22 protein-coding genes and 1 other annotated feature are annotated in these 18,617 nt (G+C 39.2%); of the genes, 2 read left to right on the top strand and 20 right to left on the bottom strand.

Annotated features, from left to right (window positions below):
• The first annotated feature begins 30 nt into the window (after positions 1–30).
• The gene (locus OZZ83_RS04080) at positions 31–147 is read left to right on the top strand and encodes a DUF4044 domain-containing protein (protein WP_002291876.1); all 117 of its coding nucleotides are present in this window, start codon (positions 31–33) and stop codon (positions 145–147) included.
• A gap of 53 nt (positions 148–200) precedes the next feature.
• Here OZZ83_RS04080 and recN read toward each other — a convergent pair whose 3' ends face one another.
• The 20 genes from recN to rplU all read right to left on the bottom strand — a co-directional run bounded on the left by recN (position 201) and on the right by rplU (position 17,654).
• Positions 201–1,883, bottom strand: a complete 1,683-nt coding sequence (recN, locus tag OZZ83_RS04075; protein WP_002316937.1) for a DNA repair protein RecN — start codon at positions 1,881–1,883, stop codon at positions 201–203.
• 17 nt (positions 1,884–1,900) lie between these two features.
• Positions 1,901–2,350 carry an arginine repressor gene (locus OZZ83_RS04070; protein WP_002286653.1) on the bottom strand — a complete coding sequence of 150 codons (450 nt, stop codon included), beginning with the start codon at positions 2,348–2,350 and terminating at the stop codon, positions 1,901–1,903.
• A gap of 106 nt (positions 2,351–2,456) precedes the next feature.
• Entirely contained in the window at positions 2,457–3,275 is an 819-nt protein-coding gene (locus OZZ83_RS04065; protein ID WP_002310269.1) for a TlyA family RNA methyltransferase, read from the bottom strand.
• An 8-nt stretch (positions 3,276–3,283) separates the two neighbouring features.
• Positions 3,284–4,174 (bottom strand): polyprenyl synthetase family protein, encoded by an 891-nt coding sequence (locus OZZ83_RS04060; RefSeq protein ID WP_278023460.1) that lies wholly within the window; start codon positions 4,172–4,174, stop codon positions 3,284–3,286.
• A 1-nt stretch (position 4,175) separates the two neighbouring features.
• Complete coding sequence (locus OZZ83_RS04055) at positions 4,176–4,400, bottom strand: exodeoxyribonuclease VII small subunit (protein ID WP_278023459.1); 225 nt, start codon at positions 4,398–4,400, stop codon at positions 4,176–4,178.
• A gap of 4 nt (positions 4,401–4,404) precedes the next feature.
• Positions 4,405–5,742 carry an exodeoxyribonuclease VII large subunit gene (xseA, locus tag OZZ83_RS04050; protein ID WP_002310267.1) on the bottom strand — a complete coding sequence of 446 codons (1,338 nt, stop codon included), beginning with the start codon at positions 5,740–5,742 and terminating at the stop codon, positions 4,405–4,407.
• A complete protein-coding gene (locus OZZ83_RS04045; RefSeq protein WP_002310266.1) occupies positions 5,743–6,597 on the bottom strand; it encodes a bifunctional methylenetetrahydrofolate dehydrogenase/methenyltetrahydrofolate cyclohydrolase in 855 nt (284 codons plus the stop codon).
• A gap of 96 nt (positions 6,598–6,693) precedes the next feature.
• Positions 6,694–7,143, bottom strand: a complete 450-nt coding sequence (nusB, locus tag OZZ83_RS04040) for a transcription antitermination factor NusB (RefSeq protein WP_002286662.1) — start codon at positions 7,141–7,143, stop codon at positions 6,694–6,696.
• Positions 7,136–7,561: an Asp23/Gls24 family envelope stress response protein gene (locus OZZ83_RS04035; protein WP_002291889.1), complete on the bottom strand. Its 426-nt coding sequence runs from the start codon at positions 7,559–7,561 to the stop codon at positions 7,136–7,138. The genes nusB and OZZ83_RS04035 overlap by 8 nt, the downstream gene beginning before the upstream one ends.
• A gap of 245 nt (positions 7,562–7,806) precedes the next feature.
• Entirely contained in the window at positions 7,807–8,871 is a 1,065-nt protein-coding gene (locus OZZ83_RS04030) for a M24 family metallopeptidase (RefSeq protein ID WP_002310265.1), read from the bottom strand.
• 172 nt (positions 8,872–9,043) lie between these two features.
• Entirely contained in the window at positions 9,044–9,289 is a 246-nt protein-coding gene (locus tag OZZ83_RS04025; protein ID WP_002310264.1) for a GlsB/YeaQ/YmgE family stress response membrane protein, read from the bottom strand.
• Between the two features lie 137 nt (positions 9,290–9,426).
• Entirely contained in the window at positions 9,427–9,801 is a 375-nt protein-coding gene (locus tag OZZ83_RS04020; protein ID WP_002310263.1) for a DUF956 family protein, read from the bottom strand.
• An 82-nt stretch (positions 9,802–9,883) separates the two neighbouring features.
• On the bottom strand, positions 9,884–10,798 hold the full coding sequence (locus OZZ83_RS04015; protein WP_002310262.1) for a PTS system mannose/fructose/sorbose family transporter subunit IID: 915 nt from the start codon (positions 10,796–10,798) through the stop codon (positions 9,884–9,886).
• A gap of 20 nt (positions 10,799–10,818) precedes the next feature.
• Positions 10,819–11,622 (bottom strand): PTS mannose/fructose/sorbose transporter subunit IIC, encoded by an 804-nt coding sequence (locus OZZ83_RS04010; protein WP_002310261.1) that lies wholly within the window; start codon positions 11,620–11,622, stop codon positions 10,819–10,821.
• 32 nt (positions 11,623–11,654) lie between these two features.
• The gene (locus OZZ83_RS04005) at positions 11,655–12,644 is read right to left on the bottom strand and encodes a mannose/fructose/sorbose PTS transporter subunit IIB (RefSeq protein ID WP_002289456.1); all 990 of its coding nucleotides are present in this window, start codon (positions 12,642–12,644) and stop codon (positions 11,655–11,657) included.
• 102 nt (positions 12,645–12,746) lie between these two features.
• Complete coding sequence (locus tag OZZ83_RS04000; RefSeq protein ID WP_002289455.1) at positions 12,747–13,238, bottom strand: mannose/fructose/sorbose PTS transporter subunit IIB; 492 nt, start codon at positions 13,236–13,238, stop codon at positions 12,747–12,749.
• 190 nt (positions 13,239–13,428) lie between these two features.
• Positions 13,429–16,236 carry a sigma 54-interacting transcriptional regulator gene (locus OZZ83_RS03995; protein ID WP_172757305.1) on the bottom strand — a complete coding sequence of 936 codons (2,808 nt, stop codon included), beginning with the start codon at positions 16,234–16,236 and terminating at the stop codon, positions 13,429–13,431.
• A gap of 431 nt (positions 16,237–16,667) precedes the next feature.
• On the bottom strand, positions 16,668–16,961 hold the full coding sequence (rpmA, locus tag OZZ83_RS03990; protein ID WP_002289452.1) for a 50S ribosomal protein L27: 294 nt from the start codon (positions 16,959–16,961) through the stop codon (positions 16,668–16,670).
• A gap of 12 nt (positions 16,962–16,973) precedes the next feature.
• On the bottom strand, positions 16,974–17,318 hold the full coding sequence (locus OZZ83_RS03985) for a ribosomal-processing cysteine protease Prp (RefSeq protein WP_002289451.1): 345 nt from the start codon (positions 17,316–17,318) through the stop codon (positions 16,974–16,976).
• A gap of 27 nt (positions 17,319–17,345) precedes the next feature.
• On the bottom strand, positions 17,346–17,654 hold the full coding sequence (gene rplU / locus OZZ83_RS03980; protein ID WP_002289450.1) for a 50S ribosomal protein L21: 309 nt from the start codon (positions 17,652–17,654) through the stop codon (positions 17,346–17,348).
• A 19-nt stretch (positions 17,655–17,673) separates the two neighbouring features.
• Positions 17,674–17,750 (bottom strand) — a sequence feature (ribosomal protein L21 leader region).
• A 189-nt stretch (positions 17,751–17,939) separates the two neighbouring features.
• Between rplU and OZZ83_RS03975 the strand changes: the two genes are divergently transcribed.
• On the top strand, positions 17,940–18,581 hold the full coding sequence (locus OZZ83_RS03975) for a uracil-DNA glycosylase (protein WP_002310259.1): 642 nt from the start codon (positions 17,940–17,942) through the stop codon (positions 18,579–18,581).
• Positions 18,582–18,617: the final 36 nt, after the last annotated feature.

Here is an 18,617-nt window from a genome sequence, read left to right as displayed (position 1 = left end):
ATTAACTAATTAATTACGAGGTTGAAAACAATGCGTGAAAAAAAACAAACAAGTACTTTTGCTAAAGTAACAAAATTTGTCATTTGGACGATGCTGATTTTAACGATTGGGTCTGTTGTATTGACTGCTGTCATGAGTGTCATGTAAAAAATAAAATATAGCTATCAGTTGCTAAAAAGGACCTGAACCACTACAGTGGATCAGGTCCTTTTTGCGAGTTGCAATAGTTCTTTTGCATGTTCGAGTGTCAGTTTTGTAATCTCACTTCCAGCTAGCATACGTGCAATTTCTTCTTCTCTTTCTTTTGTTTTCAATTCTGAAACAGAAGTTTGCGTACGACCATCAATCACTGCTTTCACGATATAATATTGATAGTCAGCGACTGCGGCGACTTGCGGCAGATGAGTAATGCACAAAACTTGAGAATGTTTCGATATTTGAGAAATTTTATCCGCGATGGCTTGTGCAACTCTTCCACTTACACCTGTATCCACTTCATCAAAGATAATACTTGTCACACCTTGCTCAGAAGAAAAAATAGTTTTCAAAGCCAGTAACATACGAGATAATTCGCCACCAGAAGCGACTTTCACTAAAGGCTTCAGCGGCTCTCCTGGATTGGTCGTAATGTAGAATTCGATTTGGTCAAACCCATCATGATTCAATTGTCTGTTTTCTTCTTTTAAGAAACGTACTTCAAACTCAGTGTTTTCCATATACAGACTTTTTAATTCATGCAGAATGGATTTTTCCAATTCTTTTGCGATTTTTTTACGCGCTTCATGAAGATCTGCGGCTTGTTGCTGAAGTAGAAGCTCTTTTTGCTCTAGTTCCTCTTTCATTTTGTCCAATTGACCTTCTGAAAAATCAGAAGAAGCTAGCTCTTCGGTGATTTCGTCATAGTAAGCCAATATCGACTCAATGGATTCGCCATATTTGCGTTTCAACTGTCGGATTAATTCTAAACGTTGAGTCACTTCTTCTAAACGACTCTCATCTAACTCCAACAAATCGATTTGACGACTCATGTCTCCGATTGCATCTTGTAGCAAATAGTAAGCACTTTGGATATTTTCATAAATTGCTTCATACTCCACATCTAGATGTGCGATCCCTTGTAATTCTGCAACGGCCAAGCCAACACCATCTACACTGTTTTGTTCATTATTCGTCAGTGCTCCGTAGCCTGCAGCTAATCCATCAGCAATTTTTTGATAATTGCTAAGTTTTTCTCTTTCTTCTTTTAATTTCTCTTCTTCTCCGACTTGCAAATCAGCAGCAGCTATTTCTTCTTGCTGAAAGTGAAGCATATCTATTCTCTGAACATAGGATTTTTCATTTTGCTGCACTTTTCGTACCCTTTTTTCCAGCTCACGATAAGAGGTATATTCTTGCTGATAACTCTTTTTCTTCTGTTGGAAAGCTGCATCTCCAAAACGATCCAATAAAGCAAGATGTGATTCAGGCTGGAGCAGTTCCTGATGTTCGTTTTGCCCTTGGATATCCACTAAATAACTTCCGATTTTCCTTAGATTAGCTAGCGTGATGATGTGACCATTCACTCGGCAAACATTTTTTCCAGTCAACGACATATCCCGTCGAACGATCAGATTGTCTTCATCCGTTTCGATACCTAATTCAACCATCAATTCAGAGAATCCTTCTTGTTTCGGAAGTTCAAACAATCCTTCAAGAATGCATTTTTCTGCGCCTTGACGTATATAATCGCTTGAACCTCTTCCTCCTGCTAACAAACCTAAGGCATCGATAATGATGGATTTACCCGCACCAGTCTCTCCGGTCAGCGCGGTCATTCCTTCGTGAAAAGAAAGCCGCAATTCCGGAATAATCGCAAAGTTAGTAATACTGATTTCTTGTAGCATCACATTCGCTCCTCAACTTAAAGGTAATGCAGGAAGTCTTTCTTTAGTAAAACTGCCTGGTCTTCAGTTCGTGTAATCATCAAAACATTATCGTCATCATTGATAATCGAAAATAATTCTTTCTTGTAGCGCTTATCGATCAAATTCGCTGCTGCCGAAGCATTCCCCGGCAAAGTTTTCAAAATAACAAATTTTTCCATTTGGTCAACTGCTACGAAAGCGTCTTTTAACAGTTTTTCCAATTTAGTATTTACATCTTCATTTGTTTCAGCTGGTATACTATAACGGTAGCCGCCATCTGAGGCCGGTACCTTAATCAGTTTCAGTTCCTTTATATCTCTGGAAATCGTAGCTTGAGTAACAGATATTCCTTTGCTTTTCAGGATTTCAACAAATTCTTCCTGCTTTCGGATATCTTGCTCACTCAACAATCGAGTAATCAAACGATGCCGATCTTTTTTTCTCATTACGTCTTCGCTCCTTAGCTTATTCTTCTTATCCAATGATAGCTTATTTCCTTGGTATAATAAAGAAGAATCCGCATACTTCTCACTTGATTTTCACAGTTACAATTTATTTATGGTCAAACTGTTCATGTGCGTTTGAAACCACTTCTGCCATATTAATAGCTGGATTGATCGTGCCGCTTTCAGGTACTTTCTTCAAGTGAGCCAAGAACTCGATATTTCCTTCTCCCCCCGTGATCGGAGAATAACTTACTTCCAGCACATCATATCCACCTTGTGCCGCAAATGACAAAATGTCTTCTAAAACTTTTTGATGGGTCTGTGCGTCACGAACAATTCCGTTTTTCCCTACAGCTTCTCTACCTGCTTCGAATTGAGGTTTGATTAAGGCAATCACTTCTCCCTCTTCTTTTAAAATAGCATGTAATGGAGGTAGCATCAGTTTTAGTGAAATAAAAGAAACATCGATAACAGCAACTTCTGGAATTCCTAAGGTAAAGTCTTCGGGTTTTGCATAACGAAAATTCACTCTTTCCATTACGACAACTCTAGGATCTTGTCTGATTTTCCAAGCTAGCTGATTGTAACCGACATCTAAAGCATAACTCATTTTTGCACCATTTTGCAAAGCTGCATCAGTAAATCCGCCAGTGGAAGCACCGATATCTAACAATGTTTTTCCTTCAACAGATAGATCAAATGCTTTGAGCGCTTTTTCTAATTTTAATCCACCCCGAGAAACATAAGGAAGTTTTTTACCTTTGACTCTTAATTCACTACTTACTGGAATTTTTTCTCCCGGTTTATCAAACCGCTCGTTTTTTTCGTTGTAAATCAAACCAGCCATAACTGAACGTTTGGCCTGTTCTCTTGTTTCAAATAATCCTTGTTTGACCGCTAATACATCTACGCGTTCTTTTTCCATTCTTTCCCTCATTTCTCCACATCAAATTGCTTGATCATCTGGCGCATCAGCCCGCCATCAAAAGAAAAAACATCCTCTTCTAATTTGTCTATGATCTTATTAGCGGATAACAACTCAATCTCCAACGCCTCACGTGTCTTTTCCAGGCCTAATAAATGCGGGTAAGTGTTTTTTTCCATACGTTCATCTTTACCAGCTGTTTTCCCTAATGTTTTCGTTGTACCAATCACATCAAGTAGATCATCTCTTATCTGGAAAGCCAAACCTAAATGTTCGGCTAATCGTTGAAGTAGCAATAAGATTTCTTCAGGTTGCTTCGCTAATATACCTCCAGCTAGCAAGGCATAACGAATCAAACGCCCTGTCTTTCTTTCATGAATAAATGCTAATTCCTCTAATGAAAGCTTTTTCGATTCGCCTTCGATATCTGCAGCTTGTCCAGCCACCATACCTTGTGACCCCGCACAAACAGCTAATTGCTGAAGCAACAGAAGCTTAGGAGAATGACCCAAGTGTGCCATACTGATCAGCTGGAATGCGCCTGTCAGTAAACCATCTCCAGCCAATATAGCTAACGCTTCGCCGAATACTTTGTGATTGGTAGGTTTTCCCCTTCGAAGATCATCATTGTCCATCGCAGGCAAATCATCGTGGATCAAGGAATACGTATGAACCATTTCTAAAGCAGCTGCTACTTGATAGACGGGAACATCGATAGGTTCATCAAAGGAAGCAACAGCCGTTAAAAGTAATAAGGGACGGATTCTTTTTCCACCTGCTTTCACTGAATAAGTCATCGCATCACAAAGTGCTCTATCCGTCGTATGTTCATCTAAAAAAGACAAGATTTCTTTTTCTACAGCTGGTAGATGAATAGCTGAAAAGTCAGTTAATCTCATTTCAGCTTTCCTCGTTTCCGTCAAAATCAACTTCTTCATTTGATTCTGTCATCATTTTCGTCAAGGTTTCTTCTGCTTTAGCTAAGGTATCTTGGCAATGTTTGCTTAATTCCATTCCTCGTTTAAACGAATCTAGAGCTGATTCTAATGAAACGTCTCCTTGTTCTAGCTGCATGACGATTTTTTCTAATTCTTGCAGTGACTCTTCAAAAGTTGGATTTTCCATATTTTTATTCTCCTTTGTCTATCTCTTGTACTTGTCCTTTAACGATTCCATCTTGATAATGGATCGTCAGCAAATCCCCTTGATGGATCTCGGAGACACTTTTTACTACTTGATCATTTAACGTCGTATAGCTGTAGCCTCTTCCCATGATTTTCAATGGACTCAACAAATCAAGAGATTGAACAGCTTGAGCAAAACGCTGCTGCTGTTGTTTCATATATTGTTGGATTTTCTCTTCTAAACGTTTTTCTAGATAAGCAGTTTCTTGGCGGGCTGCTTTGACTCGATAAATCGGAGCCACTTGTTCCAATTGGTGGCTTAACGCGATCGTTTGCTTTTCTTTTGCATGATAAATCTGCTGTGTAGCTTGATATAATCGCTGTTTCAATTGATCTAATTTGATGGTCTGACCTTCATACAATCTTTCAGGCTGCCGAAAGACATAGGAACGTCGAGCACGCTCGAACCGTTCTTGTTTCCGCTGGATCTGGTGTACAAACGCCTGCTGCAATCTAGCTTGCCGTTCTTGAATGCGCATCAACTCTTCTGACAAAACAGGAACAGCTAATTCTGCAGCTGCTGTTGGAGTAGCAGCCCGAACATCTGCTACTAAATCAGCGATCGTGGTATCTGTTTCATGTCCCACAGATGAGATTACCGGCGTATTGGCTTGATAAATCGCTCGGGCAACCCGTTCTTCATTAAACGGCCACAAATCCTCAATTGATCCGCCCCCACGACCAATGATCATTGTATCGAAATCGCCCATCTCTTCTACTCGTCGGATATTTTTGACAACATTGTCCGCTGCTTGATTCCCTTGTACAACGGTTGGGAACAAAACCAATTGGACAATTGGATACCTTCTTTTTACCGTCGTGATGATATCGCGGATAACCGCTCCGCTTGGACTGGTAAGGATTGCGATTCGCTTTGGAAAACGCGGCAACATTTTTTTAGGACCTTGAAAAAGGCCTTCCTTCATCAGCTTTTCTTTTCGTTCTTCCAATTCTTGATATAAAGCACCTATTCCATCAGGCTCCATGTGCTCTACATAGATTTGATACGAACCTCCCGCTTCATAGAGTGAAATACGCCCAACAACAAGGACTTTCATTCCTTCTTTTGGCTGGAATCGTAATTTTTGGAATGCACCTTTGAACATGATAGCAGATATTTTTGCATGATCATCTTTTAAGCTGAAATATTGATGGGCATTGGCGCGTAAACGGAAATTCGATATTTCGCCTGTTAAATATACTCGTTCTAAATAAGGATCGGCATCAAATTTACGTTTCAAATACCTCGTTAATGTAGTGACAGTTAAATATTCTTGTGCCATTTATTCACCTGCTCCAAAAGCTTCGGCAGATTTTACGGTTTGATACATCAGCATCGTGATAGTCATTGGCCCTACACCCTTTGGCACAGGAGTGATCCAGCCTGCAACAGGCTCCACTTCATCAAATTTCACATCACCGATCAGCTTACCGTTAGCATCACGGTTCATCCCTACATCGATCACTACAGCACCTGGTTTTACGAATTCTTTTGTGACAAAATGTCCACGTCCTATTGCTACGACTAAAATATCTGCTTCTTGTGCCAGTTCAGCCAGATTTTCGGTTTTAGAATGAGCAACAGTAACAGTTGCATCTGCCATCAAGAGCAGCTGAGCCATCGGTTTACCGACGATATTGCTTCGTCCGATAACTACTGCTCGTTTACCCGTCGGATCGATAGAATAAGCTTCAAACATTTTCATGATGCCGTATGGAGTACAAGGAATCTTGTCCGGTTTACCCGCAAGGAGTCTGCCTAAATTCATTGGATGAAAGCCATCTACATCTTTTTCAGGACGGATAGCTAACAGGATCTTTTCTTCATCTATATGCTTTGGCAATGGTAATTGGACCAATATACCATGAAATCTAGGATCTTGATTGTATTTTTCGATTTCTGCAAGTAGTTCGTCTTCAGAAATTGTCTCAGGATAACGCTCTACTGATGAATGGATTCCGATTTCTTTTGCTACGCGTTCTTTATTTCTTACATAGATTTGACTGGCTGGATTTTCCCCTACCAATAAAACAACTAATCCGGGATGGATACCATTATCTTTCAATTTTTGGATTTTTTCAGCAATCTCTGCCTGCATTTTTTCAGCTAATTCTTTTCCGTTAATCAATTCTGCCATCTAACCACTCCCAGATATTTTTTGTGTTTTCATTCTACCATAGAATTTTCCCGATTTATAACAGGTTTATGATGATTCACAGAAAAAAGCTAGGACTTACGCCCCAGCTTCTAATTCTTTTAATACATTGGATAAGACACCGTTGACGAATTTACGCGAACGGTCATCACTAAATGTTTTTGCCAACTCAATTGCTTCATTTAAAGCAACAGCCGCTGGTACATCTGTCACATAAGTCATTTCAAAAATTGCGATACGCAAGATCACCAAATCCATTTTTGAGATCCGATTGATATGCCAATTATTTTTCAAATGTTTTTCGATCACTTTATCCAATTCATCTTTTTTTGCACAGACACCGCCAACTAGCGTGTCAAGATAAACAGGAACAAACTCTGATTCATCTTCATTGATCATGTCGCGGTGGTCTAATTCGATTGCGTTGAAAATCGCATCTTCTTTTGTTAGGTCTGCATTGAAGTCTAACGGAAATAAAGCCTGCAATGCCATCTCCCGAATCTCGTGTCTTGATAATTCTTTATTCATTCTCTTCCTCTTCGTCTTCAAAAAGTTCTTCGATTGTTGGTTGTTCTAATTTTTCAGGAACAACAGCTACTACATGGATATTGACTTCAGCTAGATCGATATCTGTCATGAAAAGGACTTGCTGGCTAACCCGTTCTTGCATTTCCATTGCAACTTTAGGAACTGAAACACCATATTCCAGGTAGCAGTAAAGATCTACTTTCAAGCCATCTTCCTCATTTGCCAAGTAAACACCTTTTCCGTGAGCTGCTCGTCCTAATAATTCAGTGACATTGCTGGCAAAAGTTCCGCGCATTCCGTATACGCCTTCTACTTTAGAAGCAGCAATCCCGATGATTACTTCGATGACTTCAGGAGCAATCACAATCTCTCCCAAATCTTGGTTTGCGTTTAAAATCAAATTTTTTTCATCTGCCATTTATTTATTCCTCCCTTTGCCTAAGCACGAGATACATCCGAATTCTCTATGATGCGGCTATAATGATCATTTGGTAAAAAACTGCCGCCGATCAGCTGCAAATTGCTATGAATTGGAGAAAATATCCAACTTTATTATCTCTTACAGCTTAAAAGTTCTTCTATAGTGTATCATTAAATCAAGCGATTTTCTATAACAAAGTCTGTGAACACTGATTTTTACGCTTACTTCTTTTATGGACGAGACTATAAGATGATCAATTCTTTTGGTGAACGAGTCAATACACGATTGCCATCTTCTGTGATCAGCAAATCGTCCTCAATACGTACCCCACCGATTCCTGGTAAGTAGATCCCTGGCTCGTCAGTAATTACATTTCCTGGTACAAATTGCTTTTCCGCACGAGAAGAAACATTTGGTCCTTCGTGAATCTCAAGACCAATCCCATGTCCTGTAGAATGTCCAAACGCTTCACCATAACCATGTTTTGAAATATAATCTCTAGCAACTGCGTCTAATTGTACACCAGTCACTCCTGGTTTCGCAGCATCAATAACCGCTAATTGCGCGTCTAGAACTACTTGATAAATTTCTTTTAATTTTTCTCCAGGATCACCAATAGCGAATGTACGTGTCATATCAGAAACATACCCTTCGTAATAGCAGCCAAAATCCAACGTGATCAAGTCACCTTGTTCGATGAGTTTCTTGCTTGCTACACCATGCGGCATAGCCGAACGCAATCCGCTAGCAACGATCGTATCAAAAGAAACACCTGAAGCGCCAAGAGAACGCATATAAAAGTCTAGTTGATTTGCGACTTCAATCTCAGTCATGCCCGGTTGGATCATTTTCAGGATGTGATCATAAGCCATATCCGCAATATTACATGCTTTTTCGATAATGGCGATTTCTTCTTCATCTTTCACTTCTCTGAGTTCTTCAATCATCTGTGAAACAGGTACTAATTCCGCATCGATGATTTCTTCTAAAACAGAATATTCTAAAAATGAGACTGTTGTTTCCTCAAAAGCTAATGAGTGCAGTTCTTCTTTGCGTACTAAGTTTGCTACCTCATCAAAAATAGGTCCGACATTTTTAATAATTTCAAACCCTTGAGCCTGCGCTGCCGCTTGCTCGGTATAACGAAAATCAGTAATAAAAAATGCTTTTTCCAAAGTAATAACAGCTAATCCTGTCGTACCTGTAAAGTTCGTTAAGTAACGAAGATTGTACGGACTGGTAACCAAAAATGAATCCAAATTTTCTTCTTGCATTTTTTTGCGCAATTTTTCTACACGTAGCATCATAATGAAACTCCCTCTTTCTTTGCACGCTTTTTTCTATTATAGCAAACTTTTCTTCGTACACGACAGTTAAATAAAAATTTCCGGAAAACTTCTTTTTCTTTTAAAGAAAGAAAGCCAAAAAGGAGTCACAGTCTCGCTGCAACTCCTTTTAGTTTACTATTTTGTAAAAAACTTATGACCGTTTTCCAAAGAAAAACGAGACAACTGCTACCAAAATTACTGCACCTAAAATAGATGGAATAAGTGCCATACCTGCAGCTTCTGGTCCCCATTCGCCGAAAATCGCTTGTCCAATACTTGAACCAACTAATCCAGCAATGATATTCGTGATACAGCCCATCGAATTTCCTTTGCTGGTGATTGCACCTGCAATCGCTCCGATCACAGCTCCAACAATCAATGTCCATAACCAACTCATAATATAACCTCCTTCTTTGCTAATCAATTTTAGCATAAGGGATTTAAAGGGGACAAATAATTGGTACTGCTATTTCATATTTTCTTCTGCAAAGTAAAAAATAAAGAAAACCTCCCCTTAGAAGTTTTCTTTATTTTTTATTTGCGTTTAAACATGCTACGGATACCACGTTTCACTACATCAAAGAAACTCAATGATTGTACCATTCTATCTTCATCTACATATTCTCTGATCGCACGAAGTACTTTTTTAGGTTCTTTGGAAGAAAATGTGTATGTACCATTTTTTTTCGTTTGAATGGCATATCGAGGAATCCATTTTCCTTTTAGCATGACCGATGCTAGTACATAATCCACTTCTTCCCATGGAATTTGGATATATTTGCGTTTATCTCGCGCATGGTAAAATTCAAAGCCATTATCGCCTATCATGATTTGTCCGTAATCTGTCAGCCCCGTAAATGAAGTAGCGTCAATTACTAAGTCTACTTTTGTATTGATTGATTGAACCATTGTCTCCCTCCAAATATCTGTTTATTCACAGTATACTATATAAAAAAAGCTCGGGACAACGCCCGAGCTATATTTTTATGGATTATAAAAGTCCGATGACGTGTCCTACAACACCGACTACGAATAAACCAAGGATAATAACGATTGGAGAAACTTTTTTCTTAAGCAACCACATACAGAACAATGTTAATCCTAATGCAGCTAAACCAGGAATCAATTGGTCTAAGTTGTCTTGTAACGTTGTTACCTTTTCAGGAGAAAGGGCTAAGCCATTATTAACTTGTTCAAATGCGCTCTTGATTCCTTCACCACCTGAAGGCAATTTATCCCATTCGATGTAAGCACCTTTATCTAATTTTACAGTTGATACAACTGGTAAGAATTTGATTGATACCCATCTTTGTACCAAGGCAGCTAATACGAACATCCCTAAAATAGAAGCACCTTTTGTTACGTCTTGTAATAATCCGCCAGAAAGGTCATCCGTAATTTTAGAACCAGCTCTGTAGCCGAATTCTTGTGTATACCACATGAATGCCCAACGAATAATGTTCCAACCTAAGAAGAAGATGATTGGTCCAAGGATATTTCCTCCCATAGCTAATGAAGCACCTAGTGCACCTAGCATTGGACGTACTGTAAACCAGAACACTGGGTCACCAACACCAGCTAAAGGACCCATCATACCTACTTTAACCCCTTGAATCGCTACATCATCAACAGGTGCGCCATTCGCACGTTCTTCTTCCAGTGCCAATGTAACCCCTAAAATTGGAGAAGCAATGTATGGGTGTGTATTAAAGAATTCCAAGTGACGTTTCAATGCTGCAGAACGTTCTTCTTTTGTTTTGTATAATTTTTTGATTGCTGGAATCATAGAAAATGCCCAGCCACCGTTTTGCATACGTTCGTAGTTCCATGAACCTTGAATGAAGGTAGAGCGCCATGCAACAGCTAAACGATCTTTTTTTGATAATTTGATTTTTTCTTCTGCCATTTTATTTTCCTCCTTCAAGATTAATAGTCATTCAAAATGTCGCCTAAAGGGTCACCAGAGTTGCTTCCGCCTCCATTATTTGATGAACCACCCATTTTAGAAAGGTTCAAGTAAATAAGAGCTAATGCAACACCTAAAGCACCTAGAGCAATCAATGTTAATTGAGAAATTGCAGCTACAACAAAACCGATAATGAAGAATGGCCATACTTCTTTTGTAGCCATCATGTTGATTACCAAAGCGTAACCTACAGCTACGACCATTCCCCCACCGATTGCCATACCATCTGTTAACCATGCTGGCATTGATTCAAGGAATGATTGCACAGTTTGTGCTGGGATAAATAGCAATGCTGCTGCTGGGACCGCGATACGAACCCCTTGTAAACATACAGCAATGATGTGCCACATTTCAACCGTACGGATGTTTCCTTCTTCAGCAGCCGCATCCATCAAATGAACGATTGGAACAGCGATTGTACGTACGATCATTGTTAAGAACAACCCTGCAACAGCCAAAGGAACGGCAATCGCGATCGCAGAAGGAACACCTTTAACACCTTGTCCACCTAGAACTAAAATAATTGCTGATGCTACTGATGCTAATGCAGCATCTGGTGCTACAGCGGCACCGATATTTGCCCAACCTAAAGCGATCATTTGAAGTGTACCGCCAAGTACGATACCAGCTTCGAGGTTACCGGTAACTAAACCGATCAATGTACATGCCACTAGTGGTTGATGAAATTGAAATTCATCAAGAATACCTTCCATACCAGCTAGAAAGGCAACTAATACGACTAAAATTATTGAAATAATAGACATGATAAGCCTCCTATAAACTTTAATATTATTTATTACGCTTTTGCTAATTCAGCTTTTGCTTTTTTCAAAATGTCATCCATGTTATCGCGTGAATCATTAGGTACTTTACGTACATCGAATTTCACACCTTTTTGTTCAAGCTTCTCAAACGCTTCAACATCTTCTTGTCCCATAGACAATACTTTACTTACAACGACTTTACCAACTGAATGCGCCATTGATCCAACATTTAATTCTTTGATGTCCACGCCACCTTCAACAGCTGTCAATACGTCTTCAGGATTTTCAAATAAAAGCAATGCTTTGGTATTTCCAAAACGAGGGTCTTTTGCGACTTCGATCATTTTGCTAATAGGAATAACATTTGCTTTTACACCTGGAGGAGCAGCTTGTTCGATTAGTCTCTTACGCAGATCATCCTTTGATACTGCATCTGAAACAACGATAATACGGTTTGGTTGCACTGCTTTTGTCCAAGCTGTCGCAACTTGTCCATGTAACAGACGTGAGTCAACACGAGCTAATACATATTTGATTTTCCCGTCTCCGACCACAGTTCCTTCTGGAAGTGCTCCTTTAGGTTGTGCGTCTTCAACTGCTGCTTTCGGTGCTTCTGCCGGTTCTAATTCTTCCGGTTTCACTTTTACACCATCTTTTGCTGTTTCAATGATATGCGCTGCAATTTCATGAGCAGATTCCATTGAAAAGCGTGATGCATAGGCTTCAATCAACATTGGCAAATTCAAACCGCTGACGATTGCCCATTTATCTTTGTGCTCTTCGAATAATGTGTTTGATTGATTGAACGGTGTTCCGCCCCATAAATCAACTAAGAATAACACTTCGTCTTGATTATCAAAAGAAGCAACCGCTTCTTCCAATTTGGCTCTCAAGTCATCTGGACCTTCACTTGGTTTCAAAATCACGGCTTTGACGTTTTCTTGTTCGCCAAAGATCATTGAACCGGATTGTAAGATTCCTTCAGCAAATTGTCCATGACTTGCTAGGATAATCCCTACCATATTTATACCTCCTATTTACTTTTGTTGTAACAAATTTAAAAATATTAATAATTGCTAACCATTACAACAGAATTATTTGACCTTTTCCAACAACCATTTTTGTTACACCTTTTTGATTTTCGCTAGTAGTTCCATCAAAAGGATTTTCCTGTCAGCAGGTACTTTTCGAATCTCTAACTCCACTTCTTGACTGTTCAAGTAACGAAAGGAATCAATATCTTGTTGATTTACTGAAACAAAATTGGTAATCATTGATTTGCCTTCAGTAAAACTCATACCGCCGATATTCAACGACTTCAACTGTACACCGCAGCGGACAACCGCTTCAACATCTTGAGGATTGGTGAATAAAAGCATCACTTTTGCTCGTGATAATAGTCCACTATGATAGATTTGAATCATTTTCTGCACGGTTATTACATTTGCTGTGATTCCCGGCGGTGCAGCTTCTTTTAATAGAAACTTTCTCAATTTATCTTGAGCAACTACATCGCTGATCACAATGATACGTTCAACACCTGTTTGCTTCGACCAAACTGTTGCGACCTGCCCGTGGATTAAACGATCATCTATACGTGCCAATCGAATATCCATCTGCAAAACTCCTTCTTCCTCACTACTTCACAGAAACCCCTATCATTTCTGTGTGAACAACCACCTCCTAGCACACACTACTATAAGCAAAAAGCGTGCCAATTTTTTTGTGATACACTAATTGAATTTAAAGGATTCTTAACCAATACACAAAAACGATACACTACAAAAGTGTATCGTTTTTGTGTATTTAAGGCATAGTGTATTCTTTTTTATCTAGCTGATTATGCACTAGACGTAGCAGATAATACATTTCTTCTATTGGCACTTTTACTTTTATCTTATCTTCCAGCAGGACAACCGAGGCTGTTAATTGATTATAAAGAGGATCACTCGTTATATTCGTCAATTCGTTTTGTTCCACCATCAACGTTTCATTTCGAATAATCCGTTCGATCATTCCTGCTGTGTGCATCACTAAGTTGATCTTAAAGCCATATTCTTCATTGCCAATTCCCATCGTCTGAGAGATTTGTGTAGAAAATTGCCACATTGGATCAATTAGTTTACTACCATTGATAAAGATGAAGTTCTCAGAGATAAATTCAACACATGTTTTTTTAGCTGTCTCTTCATCTAGCGAGATGAATTCAGTTTCTTCCATTTCTGATTCCATAAGCAACTGATCCAAAATGACTTCGATATTTTGATCAATGAAGCGCTCTAAAGGAATAAATGGTGCTTGGATATTCAAATCAGTAATTCCAGTAGTTGCTATGATCTGATATTCTTTTTGGATAACTGGCAATTCTTCTTTCACTTCCACAATCGACAAAGCTAGAACTTCTAATTCTGTTTCTTGACGCTTATTTACCGCTCGTTCGATCAATTCTTTGATTCTTTGCGCTGTACCTTCGCCAGATGCACAAATGGCCAAAACAGCTTTTTTCTTATGGATAGGTTTTGTTTCCTGGACAGGTTCTACAGAAGATATTTCTGCGTAACCTCGAAAATTCTTCAATGATTCATGCAACATATCTAAATCTGTCCCTAATACAGAGACCTTTCGTACAGTTTCCAAAACTAGAGAAGTTGTTACCATGTCAACGGTACGTACAGGTATCCCGGTGTCTCGCTGAATTTGCGAATTAAATGAGGCGAGGGACCCCATATCCACTAATAGTATGACCCCACTTCCTTCATCTACTTCTTGTACATTGCGTTCAATGCGGTCTAAAGCTGTTTTCGGATCCATATCCAACGGCATGTCTACTGCTCGTACGTTCTCTGCATCTAACAACTGTTGGACAACCTGAACCATACTGCTCGCTGTACTGTTTCCGTGAGCTGCAACGACTACACCGATTCTGCCGCTTGCTTGGTTCGCCCGTAACGAGACGAGTAGAACAGTCAAGTAGTAGTCTTCACTTTCTGGAATATCCACTTGAAAATACGTTTCTATATAACTACGCACTTCTTTCGCAACAGCATATTCATCTGGAAAATCAAATGCCATCTCACGGATATTATCATTCGTATGCCGTTCTTCTCCTAAATTGATCTTTTTCAAAAACGAACTGATATGCAAGCTCATAGCATAAATAAAGTTTTGCTGAAAGTCATATGGTAAAGATCTTTTGACCATTACATAAATCTGATTGGTCACTTCTATGATTTTTGGATCTACAAATTCTGCTAATTTGCTATCTGCATTAAAAGAAAACCCATGGTCTTTATAAAAAGACTTCAGATGGATGTTGATATCTGTAGAAATAAAGTGATTGATTGCTTCTTGGTCCAACCCATCCGACTTCAGCAAAGCTGCTTTATCTCCGATGATATCATATAGATTATAAGGTAATTCATAGGAGTCTGATTGGATTTTCATGATTGTATCGTTTGGTGCTACAGTTATCTTTGGCTCCAATATTTTAGAAAGCTCTGCCATTGCACTGCGGTTGCTTGCTAATTGAATCAATCCGCTACGAATCCCTTCTGTCAAATCATCAATCGTAATCGATATTTCGGGAGATTGCATATGATTTAGAAATCCTCGTGCGCATACTAACTGGATATTCGACTTCAATTGACCTATATTCCCATAAGTCACACTGCCAATCAGTGCTTTTGCTACATCTTCTGTCAAAGAGATCTTTCGTTGCGTGCGGTTCGCTTCGTGGGCAATCATAATTTTTACTAAATCGACTTTCTCATTTGCAGGGCGTTTTTCAAAAGCCGGAAGTTTGATATTAATTGGGATACGCCGAACAAAAGTTTCCAATAGCGAAGAGCCTGGATCTTCTGTGGTCGCACCTACGATTCGTACATTTGCTTCATGAGATTTCGTTGTTTCTCCAAGTCGACTGTAAGTCCCGTGATCCATAAAGTAAAAGATCATTTCTTGACCTTCTGGAGGCAATCGGTGAATTTCATCCAGAAATAACATACCACCATCCGCTTGATCGATAATTCCCATTTTTTCTTCATCTGCACCTGTAAAGGCTCCTTTTGCATACCCAAATAAATGGCTCATCAAAAGCTCAGGGTTATTCGCGTAATCAGCACAATTGAAAACAATCAGTTCCGTTTCCTCATCTATTACATGATGTGCTTTGGCAAAATGATACATCGCGTGCGCAAAATAAGTCTTTCCTGATCCGGTAGGTCCTGTAATCAAGCAATTTAATCCTCTTGGCGGATACAAGATCGCAGCTTTTGCCTGTTCCACTGAGTTTTTCATGCTACCATTAGCTCCAATGATTTTTGCAAAGATATCCTTAGTATCTATCTGGAGCGTATTTTTTTCTTCAGAGACCGGCGTTTCTTTGTAACTGACCACATGTTTTGCAGCTGGCTTTACGTGCGTAGCGAGTGTTTGATATATGTAACGTACTGGTCGTCCATCTGTCTTTATCAGTTTTCCTTCGCGCACTAGCTGATTCAGATCTTTACTGCTATTCGTTCTTTGGATTCCTAACACTTCAGCAATTTCTTGTGTCGTTACTCCTTGGTCATATTCTGCCTTTGTTAAATGAGCGGTTTTTTCTTTGACATACATATAAATTCGGTCCATGCGTTTTGCCAATGGTATCGCTCCTTTTCTATAGACTGTTGTTCTTAGGCTTCAAAACATAATACTATGTATTTATTTCCGTTTCGTCAACTATTTACCTGATTTTGTTTCGTTGACAACAAGCGAAGGGACAAGCGTAATGAAGATAAAAGAACACAAAATATCAACTCCATTTTTATATCGGAAACAAGAAAAAGAACACTATTTATCCTACAATGATGCTGCTGATAGCAAACGATATCGCTTTCATCAATAAAAACAATAGTTATCAAAACATTCTGATTACAAAATGGCAAAAAAATCTTAAGCGTAAAAAGACATGGCAACCTTCGCATCCTTCATTCCAACTTTTTTTATAAACAAAAAAGAGGTTGTGACAAAAATCTTGTCACAACCTCTTTAATCGCAAGCTTCAATTAAGCTTCTTGAGCTACTGGATAAACAGACACTTGTTTTTTGTTACGGCCTTTACGTTCGAAACGTACTACGCCATCAACTTTTGCAAATAAAGTGTCGTCTCCACCGATACCCACGTTTACACCTGGATAGATTTTTGTACCGCGTTGACGATAAAGAATTGATCCACCTGTAACTGTTTGTCCATCAGCGCGTTTAGCACCTAGACGTTTTGATTCTGAGTCACGGCCGTTAGATGTAGAACCGCCACCTTTTTTGTGGGCAAATAATTGTAGATTCATAGATAACAACATGGTCTGCACCTCCTATTTATCATTGATTGTTTTAATTTGGATATATTCTGAGTTTTCAGCTTCTATTGATTGTAAACCTAATAAAAGATTTTCTAATAGAATCTCAGCAATATTGTTTTGTTCTTGTGTCATTCCTGAAGTGACTTCGGTATAAAGATAACCGCCTTCTTCTTCATTCATTTCAACAATCGGTTCAAAACCGGCTAATGAGGCAATCCCGTTGACAGTGCTGATCGCTAACGCAGAAACACCTGCACAAACGATATCACTTCCATAAGGACCAGCATCAGCATGCCCGGTCAAAGTGAATGAAACGATCTGACCTGCGTCATTTCGCTTAAATGTTCCTTTGATCATATATAGGCCTTCTTTCTCAAACGCTGATTAAGCGTTGATCGCGTCGATAACCACTTTTGTATATGGTTGACGATGACCTTGTTTGCGGTGTGAATGTTTTTTAGGTTTGTATTTGAAAGTAACGACTTTCTTTTGTTTGCCGTGTTTTTCAACAGTACCTTCAACAGTTGCACCTGCAACAGTTGGAGCGCCTACTTTTGTAGATTCGCCACCTACTAAGATAACTTCGTCAAAAACAACTTTTTCTCCTGCTTCAACGTCAAGTTTTTCAACATAGATTGCTTGTCCAACTTCAACTTTTACTTGTTTACCACCAGTTTTAATAATTGCGTACATGCTATAAAGCACCTCCTTCTGATATACTTAGACTCGCCATCCGAAGTGACAGCATCTGCTGTGCTTATTACTTGTTCTGAGCGGTTGTAGCTGTGGAGTCCACAATTACAACAGTACTAGCTTACCAGAACAGCCGCTGTTCGTCAACTAAATTTAAAGTCAAAAAATGAAATAAAGATTTAAACAATCGTGCTCCTGCTTTTCTTTCCTCTTCGTTTCTGCCAAATAAAATAGTCGCATTGCGTTTCTTTTCTTCTTATAATAAAAGAAAAAGGAGGAGCACAAATGGAATACCCAACAGAATTGATACTAGAGGCTTCTTTAAGGATGAACGGCCGTCCTGTAGAAGGGTTTGTCGCTGGGCAAGGACCTCTTCATCCTAAATTAATGCTTGTAGGAGAAGCCCCAGGAAAAACAGAGATTGATACACACATCCCTTTTAGCGGACAAGCTGGAAAAGAATTGATGCAGGCACTTTCTTCCACTGGTTTAACACGAGAAGATGTCTATATCACCAGTGCTGTACGGAGTCGCCCGTATCGCGTGACCCATCGGATCAATAAACGGACACAACAGACAGAAACTGTTTATCCAAATCGTACACCTACGCGATCCGAAGTATTTGCACACGCACCAATACTGGATTACGAACTGATGGAAGTCCAGCCAAAATTAATTGCGACACTTGGAAATATCGGCCTGCAACGATTACTTGGTAAAGAATATACTGTTACCAAAAACCATGGTCAACTCTATACAGGTCCCGTCTTACAGCTAACAAAACAAAAAGATGCCTACGAATGGTCAGAAAAAAACTACCGTATCCTTCCACTTTTTCATCCAGCAGCTATTTTCTATAATCGTTCCCTTGTACCTGTTATCCATCAAGATTGGCAAGTACTAGCTTCACTTTTACAACAAGATTAAAAAGAACAGACAAGACGGTGAAATTGTTAGTTTACA

The organism is Enterococcus sp. E5-162, assembly GCF_035725965.1.
GTDB lineage: Bacteria > Bacillota > Bacilli > Lactobacillales > Enterococcaceae > Enterococcus_B > Enterococcus_B lactis.
This window is presented reverse-complemented; position numbering and strand designations above follow the sequence as displayed.

What these genes read in the sequence shown, in the direction of transcription:
- OZZ83_RS04080 (WP_002291876.1), top strand. Translation starts at nt 31, where the DNA reads ATGCGTGAAAAAAAACAAACAAGTACTTTTGCTAAAGTAACAAAATTT.
- recN (WP_002316937.1), bottom strand. Translation starts at nt 1,883, where the DNA reads ATGCTACAAGAAATCAGTATTACTAACTTTGCGATTATTCCGGAATTG.
- OZZ83_RS04070 (WP_002286653.1), bottom strand. Translation starts at nt 2,350, where the DNA reads ATGAGAAAAAAAGATCGGCATCGTTTGATTACTCGATTGTTGAGTGAG.
- OZZ83_RS04065 (WP_002310269.1), bottom strand. Translation starts at nt 3,275, where the DNA reads ATGGAAAAAGAACGCGTAGATGTATTAGCGGTCAAACAAGGATTATTT.
- OZZ83_RS04060 (WP_278023460.1), bottom strand. Translation starts at nt 4,174, where the DNA reads ATGAGATTAACTGACTTTTCAGCTATTCATCTACCAGCTGTAGAAAAA.
- OZZ83_RS04055 (WP_278023459.1), bottom strand. Translation starts at nt 4,400, where the DNA reads ATGGAAAATCCAACTTTTGAAGAGTCACTGCAAGAATTAGAAAAAATC.
- xseA (WP_002310267.1), bottom strand. Translation starts at nt 5,742, where the DNA reads ATGGCACAAGAATATTTAACTGTCACTACATTAACGAGGTATTTGAAA.
- OZZ83_RS04045 (WP_002310266.1), bottom strand. Translation starts at nt 6,597, where the DNA reads ATGGCAGAATTGATTAACGGAAAAGAATTAGCTGAAAAAATGCAGGCA.
- nusB (WP_002286662.1), bottom strand. Translation starts at nt 7,143, where the DNA reads ATGAATAAAGAATTATCAAGACACGAGATTCGGGAGATGGCATTGCAG.
- OZZ83_RS04035 (WP_002291889.1), bottom strand. Translation starts at nt 7,561, where the DNA reads ATGGCAGATGAAAAAAATTTGATTTTAAACGCAAACCAAGATTTGGGA.
- OZZ83_RS04030 (WP_002310265.1), bottom strand. Translation starts at nt 8,871, where the DNA reads ATGATGCTACGTGTAGAAAAATTGCGCAAAAAAATGCAAGAAGAAAAT.
- OZZ83_RS04025 (WP_002310264.1), bottom strand. Translation starts at nt 9,289, where the DNA reads ATGAGTTGGTTATGGACATTGATTGTTGGAGCTGTGATCGGAGCGATT.
- OZZ83_RS04020 (WP_002310263.1), bottom strand. Translation starts at nt 9,801, where the DNA reads ATGGTTCAATCAATCAATACAAAAGTAGACTTAGTAATTGACGCTACT.
- OZZ83_RS04015 (WP_002310262.1), bottom strand. Translation starts at nt 10,798, where the DNA reads ATGGCAGAAGAAAAAATCAAATTATCAAAAAAAGATCGTTTAGCTGTT.
- OZZ83_RS04010 (WP_002310261.1), bottom strand. Translation starts at nt 11,622, where the DNA reads ATGTCTATTATTTCAATAATTTTAGTCGTATTAGTTGCCTTTCTAGCT.
- OZZ83_RS04005 (WP_002289456.1), bottom strand. Translation starts at nt 12,644, where the DNA reads ATGGTAGGGATTATCCTAGCAAGTCATGGACAATTTGCTGAAGGAATC.
- OZZ83_RS04000 (WP_002289455.1), bottom strand. Translation starts at nt 13,238, where the DNA reads ATGGATATTCGATTGGCACGTATAGATGATCGTTTAATCCACGGGCAG.
- OZZ83_RS03995 (WP_172757305.1), bottom strand. Translation starts at nt 16,236, where the DNA reads ATGTATGTCAAAGAAAAAACCGCTCATTTAACAAAGGCAGAATATGAC.
- rpmA (WP_002289452.1), bottom strand. Translation starts at nt 16,961, where the DNA reads ATGTTGTTATCTATGAATCTACAATTATTTGCCCACAAAAAAGGTGGC.
- OZZ83_RS03985 (WP_002289451.1), bottom strand. Translation starts at nt 17,318, where the DNA reads ATGATCAAAGGAACATTTAAGCGAAATGACGCAGGTCAGATCGTTTCA.
- rplU (WP_002289450.1), bottom strand. Translation starts at nt 17,654, where the DNA reads ATGTACGCAATTATTAAAACTGGTGGTAAACAAGTAAAAGTTGAAGTT.
- OZZ83_RS03975 (WP_002310259.1), top strand. Translation starts at nt 17,940, where the DNA reads ATGGAATACCCAACAGAATTGATACTAGAGGCTTCTTTAAGGATGAAC.